The 20,375-nt window shown below is 60.0% G+C and carries 16 protein-coding genes and 2 pseudogenes; 5 read left to right on the top strand and 13 right to left on the bottom strand.

Annotated features, from left to right (window positions below):
* Position 1 precedes the first annotated feature (1 nt).
* Complete coding sequence (locus AABM54_RS22920) at positions 2-2,356, top strand: AAA domain-containing protein (RefSeq protein WP_347902232.1); 2,355 nt, start codon at positions 2-4, stop codon at positions 2,354-2,356.
* A gap of 115 nt (positions 2,357-2,471) precedes the next feature.
* Here AABM54_RS22920 and AABM54_RS22915 read toward each other — a convergent pair whose 3' ends face one another.
* From AABM54_RS22915 to AABM54_RS22865, 11 genes and pseudogenes are all read right to left on the bottom strand, one after another.
* A complete protein-coding gene (locus AABM54_RS22915; RefSeq protein WP_347902231.1) occupies positions 2,472-2,768 on the bottom strand; it encodes a type II toxin-antitoxin system RelE/ParE family toxin in 297 nt (98 codons plus the stop codon).
* Positions 2,758-2,997: a type II toxin-antitoxin system RelB/DinJ family antitoxin gene (locus AABM54_RS22910; protein ID WP_347902230.1), complete on the bottom strand. Its 240-nt coding sequence runs from the start codon at positions 2,995-2,997 to the stop codon at positions 2,758-2,760. The genes AABM54_RS22915 and AABM54_RS22910 overlap by 11 nt, the downstream gene beginning before the upstream one ends.
* Before the next feature lie 356 nt (positions 2,998-3,353).
* Positions 3,354-4,106 (bottom strand): helix-turn-helix transcriptional regulator, encoded by a 753-nt coding sequence (locus AABM54_RS22905; RefSeq protein ID WP_347902229.1) that lies wholly within the window; start codon positions 4,104-4,106, stop codon positions 3,354-3,356.
* Positions 4,107-4,335: 229 nt separating this feature from the next.
* Positions 4,336-4,863: an inorganic diphosphatase gene (gene ppa, locus AABM54_RS22900; protein WP_347902228.1), complete on the bottom strand. Its 528-nt coding sequence runs from the start codon at positions 4,861-4,863 to the stop codon at positions 4,336-4,338.
* A gap of 112 nt (positions 4,864-4,975) precedes the next feature.
* Positions 4,976-5,789, bottom strand: a pseudogene (locus AABM54_RS22895) (zinc-dependent peptidase).
* Positions 5,790-5,795: 6 nt separating this feature from the next.
* Complete coding sequence (locus AABM54_RS22890; protein ID WP_347902227.1) at positions 5,796-6,452, bottom strand: DedA family protein; 657 nt, start codon at positions 6,450-6,452, stop codon at positions 5,796-5,798.
* A gap of 317 nt (positions 6,453-6,769) precedes the next feature.
* Entirely contained in the window at positions 6,770-7,231 is a 462-nt protein-coding gene (locus AABM54_RS22885) for a GNAT family N-acetyltransferase (protein WP_347902226.1), read from the bottom strand.
* Between the two features lie 106 nt (positions 7,232-7,337).
* Positions 7,338-8,162 (bottom strand): ethanolamine ammonia-lyase subunit EutC, encoded by an 825-nt coding sequence (eutC, locus tag AABM54_RS22880; RefSeq protein WP_347906287.1) that lies wholly within the window; start codon positions 8,160-8,162, stop codon positions 7,338-7,340.
* An 11-nt stretch (positions 8,163-8,173) separates the two neighbouring features.
* Entirely contained in the window at positions 8,174-9,568 is a 1,395-nt protein-coding gene (locus AABM54_RS22875) for an ethanolamine ammonia-lyase subunit EutB (RefSeq protein WP_347902225.1), read from the bottom strand.
* A gap of 198 nt (positions 9,569-9,766) precedes the next feature.
* Positions 9,767-11,137 carry an ethanolamine permease gene (gene eat, locus AABM54_RS22870; RefSeq protein WP_347902224.1) on the bottom strand — a complete coding sequence of 457 codons (1,371 nt, stop codon included), beginning with the start codon at positions 11,135-11,137 and terminating at the stop codon, positions 9,767-9,769.
* Positions 11,138-11,446: 309 nt separating this feature from the next.
* Positions 11,447-12,967, bottom strand: a complete 1,521-nt coding sequence (locus AABM54_RS22865; RefSeq protein WP_347902223.1) for an aldehyde dehydrogenase family protein — start codon at positions 12,965-12,967, stop codon at positions 11,447-11,449.
* 429 nt (positions 12,968-13,396) lie between these two features.
* Between AABM54_RS22865 and AABM54_RS22860 the strand changes: the two are divergent.
* From AABM54_RS22860 to AABM54_RS22845, 4 genes and pseudogenes are all read left to right on the top strand, one after another.
* Positions 13,397-15,314, top strand: a pseudogene (locus AABM54_RS22860) (sigma-54-dependent Fis family transcriptional regulator).
* A 229-nt stretch (positions 15,315-15,543) separates the two neighbouring features.
* Positions 15,544-16,893, top strand: coding sequence for a UDP-N-acetylmuramate:L-alanyl-gamma-D-glutamyl-meso-diaminopimelate ligase (gene mpl, locus AABM54_RS22855; RefSeq protein ID WP_347902222.1), 1,350 nt, complete (start codon positions 15,544-15,546; stop codon positions 16,891-16,893).
* Positions 16,890-17,522 (top strand): flavin prenyltransferase UbiX, encoded by a 633-nt coding sequence (gene ubiX / locus AABM54_RS22850; RefSeq protein ID WP_347902221.1) that lies wholly within the window; start codon positions 16,890-16,892, stop codon positions 17,520-17,522. Before mpl ends, ubiX begins: the two co-directional genes overlap by 4 nt.
* Complete coding sequence (locus AABM54_RS22845; RefSeq protein ID WP_347902220.1) at positions 17,515-17,799, top strand: YceK/YidQ family lipoprotein; 285 nt, start codon at positions 17,515-17,517, stop codon at positions 17,797-17,799. Before ubiX ends, AABM54_RS22845 begins: the two co-directional genes overlap by 8 nt.
* Before the next feature lie 160 nt (positions 17,800-17,959).
* Here AABM54_RS22845 and AABM54_RS22840 read toward each other — a convergent pair whose 3' ends face one another.
* On the bottom strand, positions 17,960-18,601 hold the full coding sequence (locus AABM54_RS22840) for an oxidoreductase (protein ID WP_347902219.1): 642 nt from the start codon (positions 18,599-18,601) through the stop codon (positions 17,960-17,962).
* 28 nt (positions 18,602-18,629) lie between these two features.
* Entirely contained in the window at positions 18,630-20,348 is a 1,719-nt protein-coding gene (locus AABM54_RS22835; RefSeq protein ID WP_347902218.1) for a C13 family peptidase, read from the bottom strand.
* Between the last annotated feature and the right edge of the window lie 27 nt (positions 20,349-20,375).

The raw sequence follows: 20,375 nt of genomic DNA, 5'->3' as shown, positions 1-20,375 counted from the left end.
CTTGACGACCTGGCGGCATACAGTTGCCTTCGTTCAGCCCATTTTGGCGTTGCCGATTCGGGATATTCTCGTTCCGCAGTTGACTGCGTGCACATCAAAGGAAGCCGAGGAGCTGATACTCCATTGGCATCAACAAGGTACAGCGCTCGCGCAAACTGTAGATATCTGGGAGCAGGCACTGGAAGCGTTTTTCCAAAGCGCTGCGGTTATTGCTGATCAGTGGTGGCAGTCCATTGAGAAAGCAGATTTCGAGCCCATGGCCAGTCGTCTGTCCTGGGCCGCTCAGAACCCCGATCTGCTCGACCATTGGTTCGAGTACCGCCGCTTGCGTTTGCACCTGGTCGAGTTAGGGTTTGAGAGCGTCGTCGAAGCAATCGAGACGCAAAAGCTGGTTTCTGAGCGTTGCATTGATGCCTGTCTGCTCGGGCTTCTTGACAGCTGGGCATTGAAAATCCTTGAGCTTGACCCCTCTCTGGGTCAGTTTTCGGGCAAAGAACAGGAGGCCATCCGCGCTCGGTTCGCTGATATCGATGAGCAGCTCAAGCATCTTCAACGTGAGCAGGTTTCTTCACGTATTAGTCAGAACAATATTCCTGTCGGAAATAGTCATGGAGCGGTCAGAGACTTTACGCAACTGGCTTTGCTGCAGCGCGAGGCTGAGAAAAAGACACGGCATGTTCCGATCCGCAGCCTGATGAACCGTGCAGCTGAAGCGCTACAAGGCCTCAAACCCTGCTTCATGATGTCGCCAATGGCCGTTGCTCAATATTTACCAGCTGGGCACGTCGAGTTCGATTTGGTTGTCATGGATGAAGCCTCTCAAATGCGCCCGGAGGAAGCATTGGGTAGCATCGCCCGAGGTAAACAGCTAGTGGTCGTGGGTGACCCGAAACAGCTGCCACCGACGAACTTCTTTTCCCGCAATGGTGGCGATTCGGATACCGATGAAACAGATGCATCATTGGCCGAGGACTCGGAAAGCATTTTGGAAGCAGCCATGCCGTTGTTCAAGCTGCGACGTCTACGTTGGCACTACCGTTCCCGTCACGAGAGCCTAATTGCTTTCTCCAACAAAGCCTTCTATGAAAGCAATTTGGTGGTGTACCCATCACCGCACCGTGAATCAACCGAATTTGGCGTCAAGTTTGTCAGAGTGCCTCGCGGGCGTTTTGTCGAGCAACGCAATATCGAAGAAGCCGAGGTTGTCGCCAAAGCCATCGAGCACCACGTTATTCACCGCCCCGATGAGTCGCTAGGTGTGGTGGCCATGAACGTCAAACAGGCTGATCAAATCGAGCGGATGCTTGAGCATCTGGCCAAACAAAGCCCGCAACTGCAAGTCGCATTGGACCGTAATCAAAGTCAGGATGAGCCACTGTTTATCAAGAACCTGGAAAACGTCCAGGGTGATGAGCGAGATGTTATTTACATCTCCGGCACCTACGGCCCTATGGAGGTAGGCGGTACCGTTCCTCAGCGTTTTGGCCCGATTAACGGTGCCAGCGGATGGCGACGTTTGAACGTGCTGTATACCCGCTCCAAGAAGCGCATGCAGGTGTTCTCCTCGTTTAGCTCGACCGATGTAGTGGTGACCGGTACTTCCAGCAGAGGCGTGCAGGCACTGCGTGATTTTCTGCATTTCGCTGAGTCCGGCCGCATGCCGCACATCAAAGAGTCTGAACGTGCTCCCGACAGTGATTTCGAAGTGGCTGTCATTGAGATGCTGTCTCGTCATGGCTATCAATGCGAGCCCCAGGTTGGTGTTGCTGGTTTCTTCATTGATCTGGCGGTACGTGATCCAGGGCAGCCCGGTCGCTACCTGATGGGGATTGAATGCGACGGTGCGGCATATCATTCGGCCAAGTCAGCGCGTGACCGTGATCGTCTGCGTCAAAGCGTGTTGGAGCAATTGGGCTGGAATATTCGCCGCATTTGGTCGGTGGACTGGTTCCGTAATGCCCGTGTGCAAATCGAACCCATCCTTCAGGAGCTTGCGCGGTTGCGAACCGAGCCAGCTGTAGAGGTCGAGGGGGGGAGTACGGAATCTGAAGAGGTTTCGATCCAGCAAGTGGCAGATGAGCAGAGCGAGCACGCTGAGCGTATTACCCTTGAGGGTAACTACAGCCTGCGAGAGAAGTTGGTCTGGCTTGAAGAGAATGTGATCCGGCCGAATCTGCCAGAGGTTCCTGTAAACCAGCGGCTATTGAGGCCGGCGATGTTGGAAGCATTGCTTGAGTTTCTTCCTTCCGACCGTATTGAGTTTCAGCAGATGATTCCAGGGTATTTACGTAATGGCACAGATGGTGCGGAGGGGCGATACATTGACGATGTATTGCTTGTAATTAGCGAGCAGTAACTGCCAGCTTGCTGAAACTAGGTCCGTGCCTTTACGGCACGGATGCGAGTTTACCCTGCACTTGGGTCCATAAAAGGATCCACGGTAAGCGTTTCTCTGGACCCTGGCAGCGACCTCAGGAGTTGGGCGAGATTCGATCTTGTGCGTCCTGGTAAGCGGCTTCGCGTTCGCGCTTACCGATGGCGACCACAAAAACCACCACTTCCTGGTCGAGGACCTGATAGATCAGCCGGTAACCGGCGCTGCGCAATTTGAGTTTGTAGCAGTCAGGCAGTTGGCGAAGCCGATTGGCTTCAATGCGAGGGTTTTCGAGGACTTCGAAGAGCTTTTTCTTGAACTGTTGGCGCAACGTATCTCCCAGCTTTTGCCACTCTTTCAGTGCGCGCCGGTCGAATTCGAGGCTATAGGTCATCCAGACTGACCTTGACTCGCTGAGGCGCGGCAAGACGTTCTGTGACCGCGGCTATCAGTGCTTCATCCTCTTCGCTGAATAGCGCGGGTTTGAATGGCAGCTTGCCGCGTTCGGCGACGTATTGAAGGGTTTGGCGCAATAGCTCGGAAGGGGTTACCCCGAGCTTTTCCAGTTCGGCGAAGGAACGCTGCTTCAAGTCATCGTCAATGCGAATGTTGATGGAAGCCATGGTGAAATACCTGTAATGACGTTTGTCATTACGGTAGCAATTGCTCCGTTGCCCGACAACCTCTGATTCCTCAGGTTTCAGTGTTTCAGACGATGGGTATGCTTTCCTGCGGACATTAAAAAGCCGGCTTGTGGCCGGCTTCTCGGGGACTGGCTTGGTTTATTTTTGGTAAACCCTACCAGCCTTCAAAACGTACACCCGGATCTTGCGTCCGGCTGTGGGACTTGGCGAGAAAGTCATCTGCCTTGTCGGGGCGGTCTAACCGGCGCTGGGCGGGTTGATGCCAATGTGGGGCGCAGCATACTGATTTTTTTCGGTCATGCCCAGTGGGAAGTGCGGGGCAGAGCGTTGTGGTCTCAGGTGAACGGCACTGGCGGTCGGCGTTTGTTGAGGGTGGACCACCAGAAGACCCAGCCCATAATGTGGATGTTTTGATGCTGGATCTGTTCGGCGCTGAACAGTTCGTCGGGGTATTCGGCACTGTTGTGGCTGCGCAGGCGCAGGGCGTTGCCGGGCATGCGGTGCAGGTACTTCACGCGCAGCATGCCATCGTGTTCCAGGGCGTAGATTTCGCCGTCGACGACCTGGGTCAGGCCACGGTCGAGGGCGATGATCGAGCCGTCGTCGATTTTCTCCGCCATGCTGTTGCCGATCATCGGTACACAGATGGCCTGGTCAGGATCGATTTCCAGGCTTTCCATGTGCCGCCGGGGCAGGCGAATGGATTGCCCGGGGACTTCGATCACGTGGTTTTGGCTGGCGCCGGGGCTGATCGGGGTTTCCTTGTACAGCGGGAGTTCGACGTCGGCCGAATGCAGGTTGACGGTGTAGACACCTTTGACCTCCGCCGCTTCAAACAATTGGCCCGGGTGGTCCAGGGAGTACAACGGGCTCGTGTGTTTCGGGCCTTCGCCGGTACTCAGCCATTTACTGGTGACCGACAGCAACCCGGCAATTTCTTCCATTCGGTAATCCGGCACACCGCGGTGATACCAGTTGTTGACGTGCTGCGGATCGACGTTGCAGAACGTGGCAAATTCCGAAGGTTTGATGCCCACCTCTTTGAGCAACGCCCTGAAGCGCGGGCCGCATGTTTTTTTCTTTTTCATGAACACGGAGTCTACTGACGAGTGTCGGGCGTTTAAATAAACAACTGGTTCATTTTTCGCAGGAAGTTTTTGTGATGGGCGGAGGCTGTTGCGAGGGTATTTAAACGTGGCTAAACGCTTTGCCGATTACTCAATAAACAATCTGTTTATTGATGTTTCCCGAGCATAAAAAAACCCCGGTCAGGCCGGGGTTTCTTGACGTATGCGGCTCAAAGCGTGCCGCTGCTGCTTAGCCTTTGTAGGCCGCAACCGACTTCATGATCTCGGCGCGAGCGGCTTCTGCGCCAGCCCAGCCTTCAATCTTCACCCATTTGCCTTTTTCGAGGTCTTTGTAGTTCGCGAAGAAGTGCTCGATCTGCTGGATCAGCAGCGGTGGCAGGTCGGTGTATTCCTTCACGTCCACGTACAGCTGGGACAGCTTGTCGTGTGGGACTGCGATGACTTTGGCATCGCCGCCGCCGTCGTCGGTCATGTTCAGGATGCCGACCGGACGGGCGCGGATAACCGAGCCTGGAGCAACCGGGTAAGGGGTCACTACCAGCACGTCCAGCGGGTCACCGTCGTCAGCCAGGGTGTTCGGGATGAAGCCGTAGTTGGCCGGGTAGAACATTGGGGTGGCCATGAAACGGTCAACGAACAGGCAATCGCTGTCTTTGTCGATTTCGTATTTGATCGGCGCGTGGTTGGCCGGAATCTCGATCGCGACGTAGATGTCGTTCGGCAGGTCTTTGCCAGCCGGAATCTTGCTGTAGCTCATTGGGCGGTGCCCCCGTAAGTTGGCCAAATGACTTGGCCGGATTGACCAAAAAGTGGCGGCGATTATAGGCATATTCTGCCGTCGATGCCACGTACCAAGGGTCGTACAGACCTTAGTCGTGTTCGCGATAAGCCGGGTGTTCGGCTTGCAGTTGCCGTAGGCGGCTCAGCGGGTCCTGGCGGTAAAACAGCGTCAGTTGCCGGTAGACCTGTGGATAAGTGTCGTGCAGCAAATCCGGGGCGCTGAAGAAGTATTCACTGGTTACGGCGAAGAACTCGGCCGGGTTTTCCGCGGCGTAAGGGTCAATCGCTGTTTCGGCGTCCGGGTTGTGGTCCAGTTGCCGGTTCAGGTCGTCGTAGGGCCTGTTGCATCACCTGTGCCCAGTCACTGACGCGCATGTCGCCGTGTAACGGTGGCAAGCCATTGGCGTCGCCGTTGAGCATGTCGAGTTTGTGCGCCAGTTCGTGGATCACCAGGTTGTAGCCTTCCCAGCCACCGCTGGCCATCACGCCGGGCCAGGCAAGGATGATCGGCCCCTGTTGCCAGGCTTCGCCGCTGTGCTCGCCGTCCCACTCATGCTCGACACCGCTGGCATCGCGATGGCGCTGCGGGCTGAGAAAGTCGTCGGGGTAGAGTACGATTTCGTGAAAACCCTGATACCAGTTCAGATCGCCCAGGTGCAGCAGCGGCAGTTGGGCTTGTGCAGCCAGCAACAGGCGTTGCTCCTGGTGCAGTTCAACGTCGGGCAGGCAGGTCAGGTGTTTGTCTTGCAGGAAAAGCACGGCGGCTTCGCGCAGCCACTGGTCCTCGACGTCCGTCAGGCCGTCGAGGAAGCTCAGTTGCTGGCGCACCCGTTGCCAGGTTTCGTCAGTAACAGGGTGCCTGGCCAGGGTGCGCCGACGGCGCCAGGCCTTCAGGGGCCACATGCTCGATCAGCGCGATTCGGCTTTGGAGCTCGCGTTGGCCAGCCGATTACGGACCACGCCAATGATCATTGGCACCAGCGACAGCAGGATGATGCCCACCACCAGCAGCGACAGGTTTTTCTTGATGAACGGCACGTTGCCGAAGAAGTAACCCAGGGTCACCAGGCCGCCGACCCACAGGATGGTGCCGAATACACTGAAGCCAAAGAAGCGTGCGTAAGGCATTTTTGCCACGCCGGCGACGAACGGCGCAAAGGTCCGGATGATGGGCAGGAAGCGCGCCAGGGTCACGGTCTTGCCACCGTGTTTGTCGTAGAAGTCATGGGTTTGTTGCAGGTAGTCGCGGCGGAAGATCTTCGAGTTCGGGTTGCTGAACAGCTTCTCGCCGGCCGTTCGCCCCACCACATAGTTGGTGCTATCGCCCAGAATCGCCGCGAGCATCAGCAAACCGCCCAGCAGCACCGGGTCCATGCCGCCGCCTGCGGCGACTGCGCCGGCGATGAACAGCAGCGAGTCACCCGGCAGGAACGGCATGACCACCAGTCCGGTTTCACAAAAGATCACCAGGAACAGGATCGCGTAGATCCACGGCCCGTAGTTGGTTACCAGCATGTCGAGGTAGACGTCGAGATGCAGAATCAGGTCGATCGGGTTGAAATCCATGCTTGGCACCTGTGGTGATGGCCCGGCTCGGCAGGCCTGTGCGATGACGTCAGAGTAGAAGGCTACACGCAGGTGTAGGTTTTCTTACGGTCCGAAAAGACCGGCATTATACGGACCAGGAGGTGAAAAGCGTGTCGAGTTTGTAGCGGGGGATGTCGACGGGAATGCTTCGGCGTTTGCCCCATTTGTCCTGGAAGGACTGTAGGCCCACTGACGGATTTCGCACGACAGGTCGTGCGCTCGGGTTTTGGAAGTGCGCCGTCCTCCTGCGGGGGGCAAGCCCCTCGCCACAGAAGCCCACCTCACTGGGAAGCGCCTTACAACTCGTCGCTGATCGGCAAGATGTAGTTCTTGAACTCGGTGTCCTCGCGAAAACCGATGGACTCGTAGGTTTTGCGCGCCACGTCGTTGTCGCTGCTGGTGGATACGCGCATACGGACGGCCTGGGTTTCCTTGGCCATTTTTTTTGCGGTGCGCATCAGGTTGTCGGCGACCAGTTGTCGGCGGGCGTCTTCAGCGACATAGATGTCGTTGAGAATCCACACGCGCTTGAGCGATAGCGACGAAAAACTTGGGTATAGCTGGCAGAAACCCAGCAGTTTGTTGTCGTCATCGTCGGGCAAGGCCAGGTAAATCACCGATTCCTTGCGTCGCAGGCGCTTTTCCAGAAAGGCCCGGGACGAGTCGGGATAGGGCAGCGCGCCATAAAATTCGCGGTATTTGACGAACAATGGCGTCAACAGGTCCAGGTGTTCGAGGGTTGCTTGAGTAATCCGCATGCTAGGCCTCAACTTCCAGTGGGTATGACGGCAATGGGTCCATTACTCGGGCAGCCGTTCGTCGATGCTGCCCCAAAGCGTAGCCAATGCGCAATCGGGGAACGGCTCAGGCATCCGGCGGACTCAGCAGGAAATTGCCCTTCATATCGCCACCTGTGTCCGTCTCAAGTGTCTGAATTTGCGCTTCATCCTTCAAATTGACCCCGGATAACTGCCGCCGACAGGCCTCACGCATCAAGTACAACAAGCGGTGCGCGGCCATGCCGTAGCTCAAGCCTTCGAGCCGCACGTTGGAGATGCAGTTGCGATAGGCGTCCGTCAGGCCGACCTTTGGATTATAGGTGAAATACAACCCGAGGCTGTCTGGAGAGCTGAGGCCAGGGCGTTCGCCGATCAGGATCACCACCATTTTGGCGCCCAGCAGCTCACCGATTTCATCCGCCACCGCGACCCGGCCCTGTTCCACGAGAATCACCGGTGACAGCGACCAGCCTTCGGCTTCGGTCTGTTCTTCCATGCGCGCCAGAAACGGCAAGGTGTGCCGATGAACGGCCAGTGCCGACAGACCATCGGCCACCACCACCGCCAGATCGACCCCGCCGGGATGGGCGTGAGCGTATTCACGCAGCGTTTGCGCCGATGCATCGCTGAGCTTGCGGCCCAGGTCCGGGCGTTGCAGGTAGCTGTGGCGATCAGTGGCGGCGCTGTGCAACAGCAGGCTGTCACGCCCGCGTTCGGCCAGTTGGGTGCTCAAGCCGGGGTGATCGAATGGCAGGTGCACCGCATCGCGGGCCTGGGCGTGGGCGTACTGAAAATCCAGCTGTGCGCCGGTCGGCAGGCTGGTGCCGGTGCGGCCCAGTGCAATACGCGCCGGGGTCAGTTTGCGCAGTTCCAGCCAGGGGTTTTGCGGGTCGACGGGTGGTTTATCCATCAGCAGATCACTCATCCCAGTTGCGCCAGGGCCTGACGGAAGGCCGGTGGCAGGTTGTTGCCGAAATGCACCTTGCCGTCACCTTGGGTGAAGATGCCCATTTTGGCCAGCCATTGCTCGAACTCCGGCGCCGGTTTCAGGCCCAGGGTCTGGCGGGCGTAGAGCGCGTCGTGGAACGAGGTGGTCTGGTAGTTGAGCATGATGTCGTCGGAGCCGGGGATGCCCATGATGAAGTTGATCCCGGCCACGCCCAGCAGCGTCAGCAGGGTGTCCATGTCGTCCTGGTCGGCTTCGGCGTGGTTGGTGTAGCAGATGTCGCAGCCCATGGGCACGCCGAGCAATTTGCCGCAGAAGTGGTCTTCAAGGCCGGCGCGGATGATTTGTTTGCCGTTGTAGAGGTATTCCGGGCCGATGAAGCCAACCACGGTGTTCACCAGAAACGGCTTGAAGTGCCGCGCGACGGCGTAGGCGCGGGTTTCGCAGGTTTGCTGGTCGATACCGAAGTGGGCGTTGGCCGACAGGGCGCTGCCCTGGCCGGTTTCGAAATACATCAGGTTTTGCCCCAACGTGCCGCGATTGAGGCTCAAACCGGCTTCGTAGCCTTCTTTTAATACGCTCAGGCTGATGCCGAAACTGGCGTTGGCCGCTTCGGTACCGGCGATGGACTGGAACACCAGGTCCAGCGGCACGCCACGGTTGATCGCCTCGATGGAGGTGGTGACGTGCGTCAGCACACAGGCCTGGGTCGGGATTTCGTAGCGCTGGATCACCGCGTCGAGCATTTCCAGCATGGCGCAGATCGAGGCGATGCTGTCGGTGGCCGGGTTGATGCCGATCATCGCGTCGCCGTTGCCGTAGAGCAGGCCGTCGAGAATGCTCGCGGCGATGCCGGCCGGTTCGTCGGTGGGGTGGTTGGGTTGCAGGCGTGTCGACAAGCGGCCGCGCAGGCCCAGGGTGCCGCGAAACTGAGTCACCACGCGGATTTTCTGTGCCACCAATACCAAATCCTGCACGCGCATGATTTTCGACACGGCGGCGGCCATTTCCGGGGTCAGGCCGGGGGCCAGGGCCCGCAGGCTCTGCTCGTCGGCGGCATCGCTGAGCAGCCAGTCGCGAAAACCGCCAACGGTGAGGTGGCTGACGGTCGCAAAGGCTGCGGCGTCGTGGGTGTCGATGATCAGCCGGGTGACTTCGTCGGATTCGTACGGAATCAGCACTTCTTGCAGGAAATGTTTGAGCGGGATGTCAGCCAGCGCCATTTGCGCGGCGACCCGCTCGCCGTCGTTGAGGGCCGCGACCCCGGCCAGAAAGTCCCCGGAACGTGCCGGGCTGGCCTTGGCCATGACGTCCTTGAGGTCGTCGAAACGGTAGGTCTGGGCGCCGACGGTATGGGCAAATGCAGCCATGGGCGGTGTCCTCCTGGTTCTATAAATGACTCAAATTCACCGCTGACCCCCTGTGGGAGCGAGCTTGCTCGCGATTCAGGCACCTCGGTGTGTCAGTCATACCTAGGCGATGCTATCGCGAGCAAGCTCGCTCCCACACGGGGTCTCAGTGCACTTCCATAAAGCAGGCCCCGGGAGATTCGCCCGGCACCGGTGCACTCAGATACCTGTGAGCATAGCGTCCGCCGGTGCGTCGGAACGCTGCTTGGCGGTCAGTTGGAAGTAGATGAAGCCTGCCGCCATGAACCCGAGGAAGATCAGCCCGATCAGGGTGTTGAACCAGGCCATCGCCACCAGGCAGACCACCGCCAGGAACAGCGCAATGCCCGGTACGATCGGATACCCCGGCGCACGGAAGGTGCGTTCCAGCAGGGGCTCGGTTTTGCGCAGTTTGAACAGGCTGAGCATGCTGATGATGTACATCACGATGGCGCCGAACACCGACATGGTGATCATCGCCGCCGTCAGGGTCATGCCTTGCAGGTTGACCAGGCCGTCGCTGTAGATCGCCGCGATGCCGATCACGCCGCCCGCCAGGATCGCTCGGTGCGGGGTCTGGAAACGCGACAGCTTGGCCAGGCCGCGGGGCAGGTAACCGGCACGGGCGAGGGCGAAGAACTGCCGCGAGTAGCCAAGAATGATCCCGTGGAAGCTTGCCACCAGGCCGAACAGGCCGATCCACACCAGCATGTGCATCCAGCTGGAGTTATTGCCGACCACGGCTTTCATCGCCTGCGGCAGCGGATCGTTGATGTTCGCCAGTTGGCGCCAGTCGCCCACGCCACCGGCCATGACCATCACGCCAATCGCCAGGAACACCAGGGTCAGGATGCCGCTGACATAGGCCCGTGGAATGGTGCGTTTCGGGTCCTTGGCTTCTTCGGCGGCCATGGCCGCGCCTTCAATGGCGAGGAAGAACCAGATGGCGAATGGAATGGCAGCAAAGATGCCGGGGATCGAGGCGATCGTGAACTCATTGGAGCCAGACCAGCCGTTAAGCACGAAGTTGCTGAAGCTGAAGCCCGGCGCAACCACGCCCATGAACACCAGCAACTCGGCCACTGCCAGCACGGTCACCACCAGTTCGAAGGTCGCGGCAATGCTGACGCCAAGGATGTTCAGGCCCATGAACACGAAATAGGCGCCGACCGCGGCGATTTTCGGGTCCAGGTCCGGGTATTGCACGTTGAGGTAGGCGCCGATGGCCATGGCGATGGCTGGTGGCGCGAAGACGAACTCGATCAGCGTGGCGATCCCGGCGATCAGTCCGCCCTTCTCACCAAAGGCCCGTCGGCTGTAGGCAAACGGCCCGCCGGCGTGGGGAATGGCGGTGGTCAATTCGGTGAAGCTGAAGATGAAGCAGGTGTACATCGTCGCCACCATCAACGCGGTGACGAGAAAACCCAGGGTGCCTGCGGTGCCCCAGCCGTAACTCCAGCCGAAGTACTCGCCGGAAATCACCAGGCCGACGGCAATACCCCACAGGTGCAGGGTGCCGAGTGTGGGTTTGAGCGTGGTTGTTGTAGTCATAAGTCCTCTCTGTCTTTTTTATTGTTTGAACTGTTGGACTTTCAGGTGTGGTTGTCGGGTTGATGAACGCTGTTCACGCAGCGGCTGTTGTGTTGAAAATCCTGAATCACGGGTACGCAAGGCCCGTGCCAGAGCGGCCAGGCGATGTGTGTTGTGTCAGTTGGGGCGCCATCGCGAGCAAGCTCGCTCCCACAGTGGACTTGTGTCAGCCCAGACTGGTGGATTCACCACAAAACCCCTGTGGGAGCGGGCTTGCTCGCGAAAGCGGTTGAAAGGGCGACACAGAAATATCTGCATCGCCCCCGGTTTTTAGAAGAAGCCCAGCGGATTGATGTCGTAGCTCACCAGCAGGTTTTTGGTCTGCTGATAATGGTCGAGCATCATTTTGTGGGTTTCACGGCCGACGCCGGACTTCTTGTACCCGCCGAACGCGGCATGCGCCGGGTACAGGTGGTAGCAGTTGGTCCACACGCGCCCGGCCTTGATCGCCCGGCCCATGCGGTAGGCGCGGTTGATGTCGCGGGTCCAGAGACCGGCGCCGAGGCCGAACTCGGTGTCGTTGGCGATGGCCAGGGCTTCGGCTTCGTCCTTGAAGGTGGTGATGCTCACCACCGGGCCGAAGATTTCCTCCTGGAACACGCGCATTTTGTTGGTGCCCTTGAGCAGGGTCGGCTGGATGTAATACCCGGTCGCCAGGCTGCCTTCGAGTTTTTCCACCTTGCCGCCGGTCAGCAGCTCGGCGCCTTCGCCCTTGGCGATTTCCAGGTACGAAAGGATCTTGTCGAATTGTTGCTCGGACGCCTGCGCGCCGACCATGGTGTCGGTGTCCAGCGGGTCGCCACGTTTGATTTGCAGGACTTTTTTCATGACCACTTTCATGAAGTCGTCGTAGATCGACTCTTGCACCAGGGCCCGCGATGGGCATGTGCAGACTTCGCCCTGGTTGAAAAACGCCAGCACCAGGCCTTCGGCGGCTTTTTCGATGAAGGTCGGTTCGGCCTGCATGATGTCGGCGAAGAAGATGTTCGGCGACTTGCCGCCCAGTTCCACGGTGGACGGAATGATGTTTTCGGCGGCGCATTTCATGATGTGCGAGCCGACCGGGGTCGAGCCGGTGAAGGCGATCTTGGCGATGCGTTTACTGGTGGCCAGGGCTTCGCCAGCTTCTTTGCCGAACCCTTGCACCACGTTCAGTACGCCGGGCGGCAGCAGGTCGCCGATCAGCTCCATCAGCACGGTAATGCCCAGTGGGGTTTGCTCGGCAGGCTTGAGCACCACGCAGTTACCGGCGGCCAGGGCCGGGGCGAGTTTCCAGGCGGCCATCAGGATCGGGAAGTTCCACGGGATGATCTGCCCGACCACGCCCAGCGGTTCGTGAATGTGATACGCAACCGTATTGCCATCGATTTCGGCGGCACTGCCTTCCTGGGCGCGAATGCAGCCAGCGAAGTAACGGAAATGGTCGGCGGCCAGCGGGATGTCGGCGTTGAGGGTTTCACGCACGGCTTTGCCGTTGTCCCAGGACTCGGTGATTGCCAGCAGTTCCAGGTTTTGTTCGATGCGGTCGGCGATTTTCAGCAGCACCAGCGAGCGCGCCTGAGCAGAAGTGCTGCCCCAGGCATCGGCAGCGGCGTGGGCTGCGTCCAGGGCTTTTTCGATGTCTTCAGCCGTGGAGCGAGGGAATTCGGCAATCGGTTGGCCGTTGACCGGCGAGGTATTGGTGAAGTACTGACCTTTGACAGGCGCGACGAACTCGCCGCCGATGTAGTTACCGTATTTGCTCTTGAACGAGACGATAGCGCCTTCAGTACCTGGGTGAGCGTAACGCATGATGAATGTCTCCTTGGCTTTTGTGCTTATAAGGGAGTACGCGCAGTAAGCGCTTGTATAAGCGTAGAGCAAAGGTCGGGCCAGTGCTGCGCAAGTCAGTTAAATCAAGGGGTTATAGGGTGTTTGCGCTGGATGAAAATGGACTCTGTGACGGATGCGGTACAGGTGTCGTGACACTTTGTACCGCTTGTGGCGCAGCCTGTGACTTGACGGTCAGGCCGGCATTGCAATGCGCCCGGTGCTGGAGGATGCTGGGCGTTCTGTGGCGAGGGAGCTTGCTCGCGCTGAGCTGCGAAGCGGCTCCAAAATGTCTGCCGATCATGTTTTTTGCGAGCGCTACGCACTCGAGCGGGAGCAAGCTCCCTCGCCACAAGGTGGTGCCAGCCCTTCACGGGGTCCCAGCACAGCATTCGGGGAGAACAATAAGAAATGCACAACACCCATTTAAGCCGCCACGCTCAGCAAGTGCTGACCGTGACTCAAGGCAAATCCCGCTTGCAGGGGCCTGGCAGCGATCCGTCCATCGCCCGTTCCTGGTTGCGCTGCCTTGAGGATTATCACCTCGACCCGGCCCTGACCATGGCGCCAACCGTCCTTGAACACGGTCGGGTGCTGGAAAGCCGCGAGCGCTTGCAGCAAGTGCTGCACATCGCCGGCAACGAGATGACCAGCCTGCATCAACAACTCTCCGGCGCCGGTCATGCGGTGCTGCTGACCGACGCCCGTGGTGTGATCCTCAACTGCGTCACGGCGCCAGCCGAACGCAAGACTTTCGAGCGTGCCGGTCTTTGGCTTGGCGCTGACTGGAGCGAGGCCTGCGAAGGCACCAACGGTATCGGCACCTGCCTGGTGGAACGCCAGTCGCTGACAATCCATCAGGACGAACACTTTCGCGGTCGCCACACCGGGCTGACCTGTTCGGCGAGCCCGGTGTTCGATCCGCACGGTGAACTGCTGGCGGTGCTCGACGTGTCGTCGGCGCGTCACGATGTCTCGCGCCAGAGTCAGTTCCACACCATGGCCCTGGTCAATCTCTCGGCGAAGATGATCGAGAGCTGCTATTTCCTGCGCTACTTCGACAATCAATGGCTGCTGCGCTTCCACTTGCAGGCCGAGTCGGTCGGGTTGTTCAGCGAAGGGTTGCTGGCGTTCGACGGGGAAGGGCGGATCAGCGCGGTCAACCAGAGTGCGCTGAACCTGCTGGGGCATATTCGCGGCGGTTTGCTGGGCAAACCGGTCGAGGCGTTTTTCGATTGCTCGCTCGACGAATTGCTCGGCCGCGCCAGCGTGAACGCCAGCGCCAGTTGGCCGTTGCGCACCCGTGACGGGCGCGTGTTGTTTGCATTGTTGCGCGGGCAGCCGCGCAGCGTGCCGACGCCGGTGGTTCAAACGCCTATCGTTGCCGAGCGCCCACGGTTGTCGGGTATTTGCCTGGGCGATGAAGGCTTGCAGAACGATTTTCGCAAAGCTTTGCGGGTCTTTGAGCGCGACGTGCCGCTGCTGATCAACGGTGAAACCGGTTCAGGCAAAGAGGCCTTTGCCAAAGCGGTGCATCAGGCCAGCCAACGGGCCGACAAAGCCTTCGTTGCGCTCAACTGCGCGGCGATTCCCGAGAGCCTGATCGAGAGCGAACTGTTCGGTTATCGCGGCGGCAGTTTCACGGGTGCCCGCAAGGAAGGCATGCGCGGCAAGTTGCAGCAGGGCCGATGGCGGGACGTTGTTCCTCGACGAAATCGGCGACATGCCGCTGGCCCTGCAGACCCGGCTATTAAGGGTGCTGGAAGATCGGCTGGTGGTGCCCATCGGCGGCGAGCCGCAAGCGGTCAACGTGCGGATCATCAGCGCTACGCACCGTGATTTGCTGGATCGGGTGCAGGACGGCAGTTTCCGCGAAGACTTGTACTACCGGCTCAACGGTCTGGAAATCGGTTTGCCGGCGTTGCGCGAACGCAGCGACAAATCCCAGTTGCTCGACTTCCTGCTGGCCGAAGAGTCAGGCGCTGAAGCGCTGTTCATCGAGCACCCGGCGCGTCAGGCGCTGCTGGATTTCGCCTGGCCGGGCAACGTGCGGCAGTTGCGCAATGTGCTGCGAACCTTGGCGGCGTTGTGTGAAGAGGGACGGATCGGGTTTGAGGACCTGCCGGTGATGATTCGCCAGGGCCGGCCGGTTCAGGCCTTGGCGCCTGTGGATGAAGTGTCGGAACATCCGCTGGACGATGCCGAGCGCCTGGCGCTGCTCAATGCGTTGGAGCAGCAGCGATGGCACATGACCCACACCGCCGAGCAACTGGGGGTCAGTCGTAATACGCTTTATAGAAAGCTGCGCAAGCATGGGATTGCCCGTTGAACCGCATGGGGCATACCTTGTGGCAAGGGGGTTTGCCCCCGTTGGGCCGCACAGCGGCCCCAAAACCTGCAATCTCGATTTCCCGGATATATCGCATGTACCTGGTTTACGACTGCTGCGCAGCCGAACGGGGGCAAGCCCCCTCGCCACAGTGGTCGTGGTCATCTCACTAAAGAGTGCGATTTTTCCCACCCTACGCTAACCTGCCTCGATGTTTACGAGGTTGACTATGCACATTCATATTCTGGGTATTTGCGGCACTTTCATGGGTTCGATGGCGGTTCTGGCCAAAGAGCTGGGCCATCGCGTGACGGGCTCCGACGCCAACGTTTATCCGCCGATGAGTACTCAGTTGCAGGCCCAGGGCATTGAATTGACCCAAGGTTACGATCCGGCGCAACTCGATCCGGCACCGGACCTGGTGGTGATCGGCAATGCCATGTCCCGTGGCAACCCGGCCGTTGAGTACGTGCTGAACAAAGGCCTGCCTTACGTCTCCGGTCCGCAATGGCTGGCCGACCATGTGCTGCAAGGTCGTTGGGTGCTGGCGGTTGCCGGTACTCACGGCAAGACCACCACCAGCAGCATGCTCGCCTGGGTGCTGGAATATGCCGGTATGGCGCCGGGTTTCCTGATCGGTGGCGTGCCGCAGAACTTCTCCGTGTCGGCGCGTCTGGGCGACACACCGTTCTTCGTGATCGAAGCCGATGAATACGACAGCGCGTTCTTCGACAAACGCTCGAAGTTCGTTCACTACCGTCCGCGCACCGCGATCCTCAACAACCTTGAGTTCGATCACGCCGATATCTTCCCCGACCTGCCGGCCATCGAGCGACAGTTCCACCACTTGGTGCGGACCATTCCGAGCGAAGGCCTGGTGATTCACCCGACCACCGAGCCGGCCTTGCAGCGTGTGATCGAAATGGGTTGCTGGACCCCGGTGCAAACCACCGGCAACGGCGGTCAGTGGCAGGTCAAGTTGCTCAGTGAAGACGGCTCGCGGTTTGAAGTGATGTTTGAAGGCGTTGCCCAAGGCGTGGTCGAGTGGGACATGACCGGCCAGCACAACGTGGCCAACGCCTTGGCCACGTTGGCGGCGGCGCGTCATGTCGGCGTGGTGCCGGCCATGGGGATCGCGGCGTTGAGCGCGTTCAAAAGCGTGAAGCGGCGGATGGAAGTCGTGGCGCAGGTCAACGGCATCACTATTTATGACGACTTCGCCCACCACCCGACGGCCATCGCCACCACCCTCGACGGCTTGCGCAAACGCATCGGCGATGCACCGTTGATCGCGATCATCGAGCCGCGCTCCAACTCGATGAAGCTCGGCGCGCACCGTGACGGCTTGCCGGAAAGCGTGGTCGATGCCGATCAGGTGATCTGGTACGCGCCGGCCAATCTGGGTTGGGATCTGGCGGCGACCGCTGCACGGTGCACGGTGCCGTCGGTGGTCAGCGATTCGTTGGACGGCATCATCGAGCGTGTCAAAAGCCAGGTCCAACCCGGCACTCACGTGGTGATCATGAGCAACGGGGGCTTCGGCGGCCTGCACGGCAAATTGGCCGAGGCGCTGCAATGAACAACGGCCCGGATCGCATCACGCTGGCGATGACCGGCGCATCCGGCGCCCAGTACGGTTTGCGCCTGCTGGACTGCCTGGTGCGTGAAGACCGCGAAGTGCACTTCCTGATTTCCAAGGCTGCGCAATTGGTGATGGCCACCGAGACGGACGTCTCGTTGCCGCCCAAGACCCAGATGATGCAGGCCTTCCTCACCGAATACACCGGCGCTGCCGCCGGCCAGATTCGCGTGTATGGCAAGGAGGACTGGATGTCGCCCGTGGCTTCGGGCTCCGGTTCGCCCGCCGCGATGGTGGTGGTGCCGTGTTCCACCGGGACCTTGTCGGCGATTGCCTCGGGTGCCTGCAACAACCTGATCGAACGCGCCGCCGACGTCACGTTGAAAGAGCGGCGACAGTTGATTCTGGTGCCGCGTGAGGCGCCGTATTCGAGTATCCACCTGGAAAACATGCTCAAGCTGTCGAACATGGGCGTGACGATTCTGCCGGCCTCACCGGGCTTCTATCACCAGCCGCAGACCATCGATGATCTGGTGGATTTTGTCGTGGCGCGGATTCTCAACCTGTTGAACATCCCGCAAGACATGCTGCCGCGCTGGGGTGAGCATCACCTGAGCAGTGATGAATAAACTGCTGTGCCTGGCGCTCGCCCTGCAACTGGGCGGGTGCGCCACGGCACGTACCTTGAACGCGGCCCAGCCCGGCGCACCGGTGGTGTATTCGGGCATGCGCCTGGACTTGTATGCGCTGGACGGCGGGTGCTGCGCCAAAGACCGTTTCGGCGCCGAGGCACCGAGTTACCCTGGCCTGGACCTGCCGGCCAGCGCGTTGCTCGACACGTTGCTGTTGCCGTTGTCGGTGCTGACGGTGCTTGGCGTAGGGTTTCAGGCGACGGGTGGGTTGTAAGAGCTGACACAACCTTTGTGGCGAGGGAGCTTGCTCCCGCTGGGGCGCGAAGCGGCCCCTAAACCTGCCGCTGTAATTTCTCAGGTAAATCCAATTGACCCGATGACGACTGCTGCGCAGCCGAGCGGGAGCAAGCTCCCTCGCCACAGAGGATCGCAGTTTACTTACCTAACTTGCGCAACTCGTCCGACTCGACAATCCGCACGCCGTCCTGTTCTTCCAGCGCCAGGCGCCACATGGCGCGGGCCAGTTGGCAGGCTTCGATGCCGCGGTACTTGCCGGGAATCAGTTTGGACAGCGGCCCGACCACTCGCTCGGCCAGGCGAGGTTCAAGGCGATCGCCGAGCAACAGGGAAGGGCGGCAAATGGTCAACTGCGGCCAGTCCTGAGCCTTGAGCGCTTGCTCCATTTCCCCTTTGACGCGGTTGTAGAACACCGAGGATTTAGGGTCGGCGCCGATGGCGCTGATCACGATCAGGTGCCGTGCGCCCATCTCCCGAGCGCGTTTGGCGAAGGCCACGACCATGTCGAGGTCCACCGCCCGGAAGGCCTGTTCGGAACCGGCCTGTTTGATCGTGGTGCCCAGGCAGCAATAGGCGATATCGACCCGGCCACTGAGTTGTGGAAGAAACACGGCGGGATCGCCGACCGGGTTTTCCAGGTGCGGGTGTTCGGCCAGTGGGCGGCGTGATGGCGCCAGCACGCGGCTGATGGTGGGTTCATTGAGCAGGCGGTCGAGCAGGTGTTCACCGGTCAGTCCGGTCGCTCCGGCGAGCAGGATGTGCTGAGGCGTCAAGTACATAATATTTTCCCCTTGATACTGTTTCAGCTTAGTTGCTCTTTGCTTCCTTGCTGGCAATCGCGGCACTTTGCAGGGCCTTTTGCGCTTGCTGTTTGCGCAGCAGTTGCCAGTGGGCAATGACGGTTTTCGGTGCCCAGATTTGTGGCTCGGAGGCTTCGAAGTTGTCCGCCAGTTCGCGTTCGGCAACGGTGGCCTTGGCCTGGTTGAAGGCTTGCTGCAAGTCGTCGGTCTGGTTCAGTGCCTGGGCGAACAACGCATCGCCGAAGTACGTGAAGTCGGCCTCTTCCGAGCAGCCGAAGGACACTCGGTCGGCTCTCGAGGCCGTCATGATCAGGGTGTGTTCGTCCTTGAGTGCGGGTATGAACCCGCCGGAGTAGCAGGCCGAGATCACGATGATTTTGTCGCGGTTTTTCAGCGGAGCAAGGACGCTCGCCAGTTCATCGGCCGGCAGGTCGGCCAGCTCCATGCGCGGCTGGTCGAGCACCAGTTCATGGTCGCTGGTGCCGTGGCTGGTCAGGTAGATGAACAGCAAGTCTTCCGGACCGCTGCGTTCGGCCAGCGTCAGGGCGGCGCGGCGCAGGTTCTCGCGGGTGGCCATCGGCCGGTCGACGAGATGGTCGCGATGGTTGACCAGGCGAATCTGGCCACGGGCGCCGAAGCGGCTGGCGAGCATGTTGCTGACGTAATCGGACTCACGCAGGAACACACTTTGTTTGCCGTCGCCGCCCAGCGTCAGCGTGTACAACTCGACCGCCGGCGTGGAAGCCGGCACTGCGGCCAAGGCTTGCTCGACCAGGCGACCCTGCGCCAGCAAACCAAGTTCGAGGCTGTCGGGCAGCAACCTGCCGTCGGCATCGCGCACGCGCTGGCCGTTGGCCCAGTAGCCGCTCTGTACCGTGCCGTCGATGAGCACCAGTGTGCCCTGGCCCTGGTAGCTGTCGCTGTCGAACTGGCCGATGTAGAAACTGCCATCCGGCAGATTCAGGCGACCGGAGCCAGTGAAGCGCCAGTCACTGAACTGGCCGGTGTAATGGCTGCCGTCGGCACCGATCAACTCGCCCTTGCCGTTCAGTGCGCCGTCCTTGAACTGACCGATCCAGACGTCGCCATCGGCGTTTTCGTAGCGGCCCTTGCCGTTCAGCTGATTCTGTTTGAAACCACCGACGTAGATGTCGCCGTCGGCGCTGTTGAACGTGCCGTTGCTTTCCAGCTGACCGTCGACAAAATGCCCGGTGAACTGGTTGCCGTTGCCATCGCTGCGCTGGCCTTCGCCGTTGGGTTTGCCATGGGCGAACTGGCCTTGATACTGGCTGCCGTCGTCGAGTTCGAGACGACCGAGCCCTGAATATTGATCGGCCTTGAATTCGCCACGGTAAGTCATGGCATTTTCTTTAAGGGTGCCTTCACCGTCACGCCGCCCGAGCTTGAAGCCGCCGGTGTAACTGCTGCCGGTGGTGGTCAGCGTGCCCTGGCCCTGAAACAGCCCTTGCTGGAATTCCCCGCGATAGACTTCGCCGTTGCTGCCATGCCATTCACCCTGGCCATGCCACTGGCCCTTGTCGAACTGCCCGGCGTACCAACTGCCGTTCGGGTAGTCGATGCGGCCCTGGCCCTGTAACAGCCCATTGACCAGATCGCCGCGATAACGGCCGCCATCGGGCAGGCGTGCGTCAGGCGGCAACAGCGATTCGCCATCACCACACGCAGTGAGCAACAGGGTCAGAGCAAGGGGTACAAGTGAGCGCATAGCGGGATCCGGGCAATTAGGCGACCG

Source organism: Pseudomonas purpurea, assembly GCF_039908635.1.
Lineage (GTDB): Bacteria > Pseudomonadota > Gammaproteobacteria > Pseudomonadales > Pseudomonadaceae > Aquipseudomonas > Aquipseudomonas purpurea.
Note: the sequence above shows the minus strand (reverse complement) of the source record. Positions and strands in the feature narration are given on the sequence as shown.